Source organism: Paraburkholderia sp. SIMBA_053 (assembly GCF_046534895.1).
Taxonomy (GTDB): domain Bacteria; phylum Pseudomonadota; class Gammaproteobacteria; order Burkholderiales; family Burkholderiaceae; genus Paraburkholderia; species Paraburkholderia caledonica.
In genome coordinates this window covers 1-266 of record NZ_JAWRXU010000838.1, presented here as the reverse complement: position 1 = coordinate 266, position 266 = coordinate 1, and the positions used below count along the sequence as shown (strand labels likewise).

Genomic DNA, 266 nt, shown 5'->3' with positions numbered 1-266 from the left:
CGCGCGCGAGAACCGGGTTCAGCGGCGGCAGGCCGTACACGCGCAACGGCTCGGAGACGCCATCGTCGGATGGCGCCGTGAAGCGGAACACCGGGCCAAAGTTATCGTCGTCGTGAAGCGCGACCGCGATGCCGACTATCGGCTTGGCCTCATGCGCGCCGCCCGCTTCGTTTTCGACCCGAAGCCCGAACCGCTCCAATAGGCCCGCCGCGGCTTCGCCGGTTAGTTGGTGCTCACCTGCCGCGAGCGCCGCGCAAACTTGCGCC

Annotated in this window: 1 pseudogene; it reads right to left on the bottom strand. The window is 68.8% G+C overall.

Going from position 1 to position 266, the window contains the following annotated elements:
* Positions 1-266: pseudogene (locus SB753_RS37945) on the bottom strand (GNAT family N-acetyltransferase); the annotation flags it as partial.